The organism is Streptomyces sp. NRRL F-6492, from assembly GCF_001280125.1.
In the GTDB taxonomy this organism is placed as follows: domain Bacteria; phylum Actinomycetota; class Actinomycetes; order Streptomycetales; family Streptomycetaceae; genus Streptomyces.
This window is the reverse complement of the sequence record NZ_LGEG01000180.1, coordinates 1-276: the sequence shown is the minus strand read 5'-3', so window position 1 is coordinate 276 and position 276 is coordinate 1. Positions and strand designations below refer to the sequence as shown.

General features: G+C 62.0%; 1 rRNA gene. It reads right to left on the bottom strand.

Going from position 1 to position 276, the window contains the following annotated elements:
• Positions 1-276: ribosomal RNA gene (locus ADL08_RS14280) — 23S ribosomal RNA — on the bottom strand; the annotation flags it as partial.

The window sequence follows — 276 nt, the reverse complement described above, 5'->3', positions numbered from 1 at the left end:
ACGCGGATTTGCCTACGTGACGTCCTACACCCTTACCCCGGGACTACCACCGCCCGGGCTGGACTACCTTCCTGCGTCACCCCATCGCTTACCTACTACCACCTTGGGCCGGCGGCTCCACCACTCCCCTTTGCCCGAAGGCTCCGGGGCGGCTTCACGGCCTTAGCATTAATGGGCTCGATATTGGGCGTTTCAAAGCGGGTACCGGAATATCAACCGGTTGTCCATCGACTACGCCTGTCGGCCTCGCCTTAGGTCCCGACTTACCCTGGGCAG